We start from the raw sequence: 7,386 nt of genomic DNA, 5'->3' as shown, positions 1-7,386 counted from the left end.
ACTTCACCTGGAATTGCTATAGCAGGCTCTACCGTTCATACGGCTCGCCGAGCGAGGCGATGCCGTTGAGCTTCAGCAGGCGTCGGTCGGCGGAGATGATGCCCAGCACGATGATGGTGACGATATAGGGCAGGGCGGAGAGCAGTTGCGAGGGCAGGCCGACGCCGGACGCCTGGGCGGCAAGGCTCAGGAGCGAAACCAGCCCGAACATGCAGGCGCCGAGAAAGACCCGGCCCGTCAGCCACGTACCGAAGACGACGAGGGCGATGGCGATCCAGCCGCGTCCGGCGATCATGCCGTCGGCCCAGAGCGGCGTGTAGACCGTTGCGGCATAGGCGCCGGCAAAGCCCGCCATCGCGCCGCCGAAGACGATTGCCGCGAGACGCACGGCGATGACGGGAAAACCGATCGCATGCGCCGCCTTGGGGTTTTCGCCGACGGCCCGTATGACGAGACCGGTCTTGGTGCGATTGAGCATGAACCAGACGCCGAAGGTCGCAGCCAGCGACAGCCAGACCACGATATCTTGGCTGAACAGTCCACCGACCACTGGGATATCGGAAAGGCCGGGGATCGCGAGCTTCGGCAGGCCCTTGATGGTCAGGCTCTCATAGGTCTTGCCGAAAAGCGCCGAAAGCCCCTGGCCGAGAATGCCGATCGCAAGCCCGGCCGCGACCTGATTGGCCCGGAACCCCAGCACGACGAAGGCAAAGATCAGCGCCAGCAGCGCGCTGACGATGCCTGCTGCGACAAAACCGAGAATATGGCTTCCGCTTTGATAGACGACGATGAAGGCGATCGCCGCGCCCAGCGCCATCAACCCCTCGAGGCCGAGATTGATGACGCCGGAGCGCTCGACCACGAGTTCGCCGAGGGCGGCCAGCAGGAACGGCGTTGCGGCGGCGAGCATGCCTGCGATGATGAATTCGATCGCGTTCATGCCGTGCTCCGACGATGGGTGGCCGGCCACTCCAGCCGATAGCGCGTGAAGGCGATGGCGACGAGATAGGCCAGAAGCAGGCTGCCCTGGAATACCCGTACCGCCGCGACCGGCAGGTTGGCGGAGACCATGGCATTGTCGCCGCCGATATAGAGCGCGGCCATGAACAGCGATGAGAAGATGATCCCGATCGGATGCAGGCCACCGAGATAGGCGACGATGATCGCCGCATAGCCATAGCCGGTCGCAATCGAGCGCTGGAGTTGGCCGACGGGGCCGGCCACTTCGGCAGCGCCCGCGAGACCCGCCGCGAAACCGCCGATCAGCAGCGAAAGCCAGATCGCGCTCTTGTCGCTGAAGCCTGCATAGCCCGCCGCCTTCGGCGCCAGCCCGCCGACCTGCAGCCTGTAGCCCATGAAGCTCTTCTGCATGAACACGAAGGCGGCCGCCGAGAAGGCGAGCGCGATCAGAAGGGAGACGTTGACGCGGGTGCCGGGAATGAGTGTCGGCACCATCGCGTCATACTGGAACATCACCGATTGCGGGAAGTTGAAGCCGTTCGGGTCTTTCCAGGGGCCGAGCAGCAGGTAGTAGAGCAGTTGCAGGGCGACGAGGCTCAGCATCAGCGAAACGAGGATTTCACTGGCGTTGAGGCGCGCGCGCCAGAACGCCGTGATCGCGGCCCAGAGCGCGCCGCCGACGGCGCCAAGCAGAAGCATCAGCGGCCAGATCCAGAACCCCGTCGCCATCGGGAACCAGACCGGGATCGCAGAGGCGAAGATCGCGCCCAGAATGAACTGTCCTTCCGCGCCGATATTGAACACCTTCGCCCGGAACCCGATCGCGAGACCCTGCGCGATCAGCAATAAAGGTCCGGTCTTCAGCAGCACCTCCGAAAACGAGGTCCAGGAGATGAACGGTTCGAGCAGCATGGCATAGACGACCGCCACCGGGCTGCGGCCCATCAGCACGTAAAGCCCGACATTGAGGATCACGGCCGCCAGCAGCGCCAGCAGCGGCGCGAGCAGGGTCGCGGTCAAGGAGGCCTGCTCGCGCTTCACCAGATTGGGCAGGAATGACAGGGCGGTCATGAGGCGCGTTTTCCTGTTTCGGAACCGATCATGTAGCGGCCGATCTCCTCGGGTCGGGTGTCGCGGGTGACAAGCGGCGGGCTGAGCCTGCCGTGGTGGAGCACCTGGATATGGTCGGAAAGCTCGAAAAGCTCCTCGAGCTCCTCGGAAATCACCAGGATCGCCATGCCGGCATTGCGCAGCGCGATCAGCCGCTGCCGGATCGCGGTCGCGGCTCCGATGTCGACGCCCCATGTCGGCTGGGCGACGAACAGGAGTTTCGGTGCCAGCATGATCTCGCGCCCGACGATGAATTTCTGCAGATTGCCGCCGGAAAGCGCGCCCGCTTCGGCCTCCGGTCCCGGCGTTCGCACATCGTATTCGCTGATGCACTCAAGGGCGAAGGTCTCCGCCGCTTTCCTGTCGATCACGCCGTTGCGGACCACATTGCGGCCATGGGCCGTCAGAATGGCGTTCATCGCCAGCGACATTTCCGGAACCGCGCCGCGCCCAAGCCGTTCTTCCGGAACGAAGGCGAAGCCGAGCTTGCGGCGGGCGGCGGCACCCATGGGACCGACATCCTTGCCCATCATGAAGATACGGTCATCGGTTGCAAGGCGGGTCTCGCCGGAAATCAGAGCACTCAACTCGCTCTGGCCATTGCCGGATATGCCGGCGATGCCGAGGATTTCGCCGCCCCGAACGGTGAGTGTAATGCCTTCGAGGGATACGCCGAACGGGTCCTCCGGCGTAAAATCGAGGCCGATGATTTCGAGCTGCTTTTCGCCCTGTTCCACCGGTTCGGCTGGCATTGGTTCGGGTATGTCGCGGCCGATCATCATCTTCGCAAGCGTGTGCTCGTCATGCTCGCGCGGGTCGAGATGGCCGGTGACGCGACCGGCGCGCAGGATCGTCGCCCGGTCACAGATCGCCTGGATTTCCTCCAGCTTGTGCGAGATCAGCAGGATCGATACGCCGCCATCGCGCAGGCGTTGCAAGGTCTCGAACAGAAGGGTGACCGCCTGCGGCGGCAGCACCGATGTCGGCTCGTCGAGGATCAGAAGCTTCGGGTCGGTCATCAGGCAGCGGATGATCTCGACCCGCTGACGCTCGCCCACCGAAAGCGCGTGGACATGGGCGAAGGGATCGACCTCCAGCCCGAAATCGCGGCCGAGCGCACGCATGCGCTCGGCAAGCGCGCTCTTGGCGCCGGGCATGACGAGCTGAATGTTCTCGACGACGGTCAGCGTCTCGAACAGGGAGAAATGCTGGAACACCATTCCAATGCCCTGCCGGCGGGCGGCGGCGGGAGAGGCAAGCGCGATCGGCTCGCCGTTCCACGCCATGCTGCCGGCGTCGGGCTGCTCCACGCCATAGATCAGCTTCATCAGCGTGGATTTGCCCGCGCCGTTTTCACCGAGGATCGCGTGGATCGATCGCGGAGCGACGGCGAGGTCGATGTCGTGGTTGGCCTGGACCTGTCCGTAGCTCTTCGAAATGCCCTTGAGCGAAAGGAGTGGTGTCTCCATTCCCTGTGGGCCTTATTGCGGCAGCGGCGTGGTGACGCCCTTGACGTGCCAGTCCATGGCGACGATCTGCTCGTCGGTCATGATCTCGCCGGCGGCCACGCCCTCGCTGCCGTCAGCCTTGGCGATCGGCCCGGTGAACGGCGAGAAGCTGCCGTCGGCGATCTGGGCTTCGGTCGACTTGATCTTCTCCATGATGTCGGCAGGGATGTCGCTGTTGAGGTCGACGACTTCGACCACATTGTCAGCCATGCCGAGGAAGGCATTGGCGCCCTTGAATGTTCCGTCCATATGGGCTTCGACCTGTGCCTTGAAATAGGGCGACCAGTCGGTGGCCACGCAGCCGAGATATTTCTCCGGCGCGTATTTCTGCATCGAGGAATTGAGGTTGAAGGCATAGACGCCGGCTTCCTCGCAGGCCGAGATGACCGAGGGCGTATCCTGCGCGTTGGAGAAGATCACGTCGCAGCCCTGCGCGATCAGCGCCTTGGCGGCATCCTGTTCCTGTGCCGGATCGAACCAGGAATTGACCCAGACCACCGAGACCTCGACATCCGGATTGACCGCCTGCGCGCCGAGCGTGAAGGCATTGATCGAGGTGATCAGTTCGGGAATGGCGAAAGCCGAGACCGAACCGAGCTTGCCGGATTTGGAGACCGCGGCGGCGGCCATGCCGAGCAGATAGGTGCCCTGGAAATATTTGGCGGCAAACGGCGAGAAATTCGGCCCGACCATGTAGCCGGACGCATGCAGAACGCTGATCTTCGGATTGCGCCGGGCGATCTGGAATGCGCCGTTCTGATAGCCGAACGATCCGGCGATCAGGAAATTATTCCCATCGGCGACGGTCTTGTTCATGATCCGGTCGGCATCCGGGCCTTCCATGATGTTTTCAAGTACGGTGACCTTGACCTTGTCGCCATAGGCTTCCTTGACCGGCTCGAGGCCTGCGGCCAGCGCATGGCCCCAGCCGACATCGCCGATCGGCGACGGCACGACGAGGGTGATGCCGAGCGGTTCGTCGGCGGCGAAGGCGTGCCGGGTGCCCATGGCACCGGCGAGGCCGGTCGCGGCTGCGGCCTGGATCAAGGTTCTGCGGGTAATCTTGGTCATGTTTTCGGTTCCCTGGAGGTTGGTCTTCACATTGCAATGCCGGCGAGCGCCTGTTCGGCGTCCGCAAAAAGCTTGTGTTCGTCGAGGCCGGCGAATTCGCCATCCTGCCAGACGATCCGTCCGTTGATCATGGTCATGTCGGTCGTGCTGCCAATGCCGACGCGGGCGATCAGGCTCAGCGGATCGTGCCGGGTGCCGACATAGTCCATGCGCCGCGTGTCGATCGCGAACAGGTCGGCCGCCATGCCGGGCGCGAGCCGGCCGATATCGTAGCGCCCGAGCAGGCTTGCGCCGCCAGTGGTGCCATAGGCGAGGAAATCGGCTGGCGGCGGCACGGGGTGCTCGCGGGTCGATGAGACCAGGCATTGCAGCATGTAGCCCGAATGCAGGCAGTGCATCAGGTTGGAATTGTCGTTGGAGGCAGCACCATCGCAGCCCAGCCCGACGCGCAGGCCGAAGGCGGCCATTGCCGGGATGTCGGTGATCTGTTCGCCGACGAGATAGACCGGTTCCGGGCAGTGGGAGACGCCGGTGCCGCTTGCAGCCATGCGGCGAAGCTCGTCATGGGTCAGTTCCCAGCAATGGGCGTAGAAGGTGTCGGGGCCGGCAAAACCGATCTCTTCCAGATAGTCCACGGTGCGCTTGCCGTAACGGGCCTCCATTACCGGGCTTTCACCTTCGCCGACATGGGTGTGCAGCAACACGCCGCGATCGCGCGCCAGACGAACCGATTCCACGAAGGTCTCGCGGTAGCTGTTGACCGGCTGGCAGGGCGAGACGACGACCTGGCGCATGCTGAAGGGGGTGGCATCGTGATAGGCGTCGATCAGCCGCGCGCAGTCGCCGATGAATTCGTCGGTGGTCTCCAGCATCTCGTCGGGTATCGTCGAGCCCTCGGATTTCGGCAGGCTGTTGCCGCCGCGCCCGGCATGAAACCGCATGCCGAACAGGTCGGCGGCCTCGAACTGGCGGTCGATCAGCCGTTTGCCGGCATGGCGCGGGAAATTGTACTGATGGTCGAAGGCGGTGGTGCAGCCATGCTTGATCAGCTCGGCCATGGCCGTGATCGAGGCATGGTAGAAGCTGTCTTCATTGAGGCGCGCGAACACCGGATAGATCCGGTCGAGCCATTCGATCACCGAAAGTTTGGTCCAGTCCAGATCGGCACGGTTGCGCACGAAGCACTGAAAGAAGTGGTGGTGCGTGTTGACGAGGCCGGGATAGACGAACCATCCATCCGCATCGATTTCTGTCGTGCCCTCGGGAATTTCTCCGTCCGCAAGCCCGCCGCTGATGGCCTTGATCGCCGGGCCCTCGGTGAGGAGATCGACTTTGCGCAGCACGGTCGGACCGTTGCCCTCATCGACAACAACCGCCGCGCAGTTCTTGAGCAGATAGCCGGTCACTCAGCTTTCCTCCGCCGCGTGTTCCGGTTCGGGCTTCAGTTCGTGCAGCCGGTGGATGCCCGGCATTTCGATGAAGCCGTCGAGCGAGCGGATGGCGCGCAGCCACATGCGGATCGTCGGGTAGGGATCGAGCAGGATATTGCCGTCGGGGGCGAGCGCCACATAGGGGAAGCAGGCGATGTCGGCAATCGTCGGCCGGTCAGCGGCAAGATAGCGCATGCCACGCTCGCGCTGTTCGAAAAGCCCCATTTCCAGTTCCCTGAGGGCCGCGACGCCCGCGGCGGACATGGCATCGATATCGCCCGGCATGTTGAGCATCTGATGAAGCCTGGCACCGCCGAGGCTCGCCGTCAGCCTGGGCGAGAAGGCAAGCCATTGCTGCACGAGGGCGATCTCGACGGGATTATCGGCCCGGCCAAGCCAAGAGGGCGCGGAACCGGCCGCGATATAGGCGAGCATGGCCGAGGATTCGGTCAGGACGAGATCGCCATCCGTCAGGATCGGGAGCGTTCCCGCCGGATTGAGTTCAAGCATGGCAGGGCCGCGATGTTCCCTGCCGGGGTGAAAGTCGACCGCGCGGGTCTCGAGCGTGACGCCGGCAAGGGCGGCCATCAGCCGGACCTTGTAACAGCTTGGAGAAAGTATGTAGTCGTAGAGTTTCATTGGGCCACCAATTGCGCGCCATAGGTATAGTTGTGGCGCTTCAGCCAGCGTCTGTAGGCGATGGATGTCATGTCGGCCCGCGTCGGAATTTCCTTGCCGGGGTCAAGCGGCAGGCGCGCGGGGATCTGGTTTTCTAGGATCGAACGGTCCTGCAGGAAGATCATCTGCTGGAACTGGATCAGGTCGGTCATCGAGGAGGTGTCGTCAAACAGCGCCATCCATGGCCACACCTCGCACAGCTCCTCCGTCAGCGGCTGCACGAACAGCGCGATCACATCCCACTCGCCGGGGCGCGGCGGGCAGGATTTGTAGAGCACCGAGCAGGTGGGGGCGGGGACGCGGTACATATAGTCGGTGTCAATGCCGCCGCTTGCCGATTTGGCCGCCTGCGGCTGGTAGAACTTCACCTGGGTCGCCCAGACCTCGTCCTCCTCCTCGCGGATTTCGACCTTGTAGTTGAAGACTTCGGTATGCGGTTCCGCGCCGAGAATATCGGTGTGGACGAAGGGGAAGTGGGCGATGTCGAGGAAGTTTTCCACGGCCCGGAGCGGCGAGCACTGAACCCTGACGATCCCGACATCAACAAGGCGGCGTTCGGGGTCGGCGGCTTCCGGGATATCGAACAGCTCGTGGTCGGGCGTGCCGAGCGAGGTCCAGACGTGGCCGTA

7 protein-coding genes are annotated in these 7,386 nt (G+C 63.7%); all 7 read right to left on the bottom strand.

What is annotated here, in order from left to right:
• Window positions 1-28: 28 nt before the first annotated feature.
• A complete protein-coding gene (locus tag B4E36_RS23925; protein ID WP_292059799.1) occupies window positions 29-940 on the bottom strand; it encodes an ABC transporter permease in 912 nt (303 codons plus the stop codon).
• On the bottom strand, window positions 937-2,031 hold the full coding sequence (locus tag B4E36_RS23920; RefSeq protein WP_292059798.1) for an ABC transporter permease: 1,095 nt from the start codon (window positions 2,029-2,031) through the stop codon (window positions 937-939). The genes B4E36_RS23925 and B4E36_RS23920 overlap by 4 nt, the downstream gene beginning before the upstream one ends.
• Window positions 2,028-3,539 (bottom strand): ABC transporter ATP-binding protein, encoded by a 1,512-nt coding sequence (locus B4E36_RS23915; protein ID WP_292059796.1) that lies wholly within the window; start codon window positions 3,537-3,539, stop codon window positions 2,028-2,030. Before B4E36_RS23915 ends, B4E36_RS23920 begins: the two co-directional genes overlap by 4 nt.
• A 12-nt stretch (window positions 3,540-3,551) precedes the next feature.
• Window positions 3,552-4,649, bottom strand: coding sequence for a BMP family ABC transporter substrate-binding protein (locus tag B4E36_RS23910; RefSeq protein WP_345900908.1), 1,098 nt, complete (start codon window positions 4,647-4,649; stop codon window positions 3,552-3,554).
• 26 nt (window positions 4,650-4,675) lie between these two features.
• Window positions 4,676-6,055, bottom strand: a complete 1,380-nt coding sequence (locus tag B4E36_RS23905) for an amidohydrolase (RefSeq protein ID WP_292059793.1) — start codon at window positions 6,053-6,055, stop codon at window positions 4,676-4,678.
• Entirely contained in the window at window positions 6,056-6,718 is a 663-nt protein-coding gene (locus B4E36_RS23900) for a glutathione S-transferase family protein (protein WP_345900907.1), read from the bottom strand.
• Window positions 6,715-7,386 (bottom strand): aromatic ring-hydroxylating dioxygenase subunit alpha (locus B4E36_RS23895; RefSeq protein ID WP_345900906.1); only part of this gene is annotated, 672 nt, incomplete at its 5' end. The genes B4E36_RS23895 and B4E36_RS23900, both read right to left, overlap by 4 nt.

The sequence above is a fragment of the Martelella sp. UBA3392 genome, from assembly GCF_002358775.1.
In the GTDB taxonomy this organism is placed as follows: domain Bacteria; phylum Pseudomonadota; class Alphaproteobacteria; order Rhizobiales; family Rhizobiaceae; genus Martelella; species Martelella mediterranea.
This window is presented reverse-complemented; position numbering and strand designations above follow the sequence as displayed.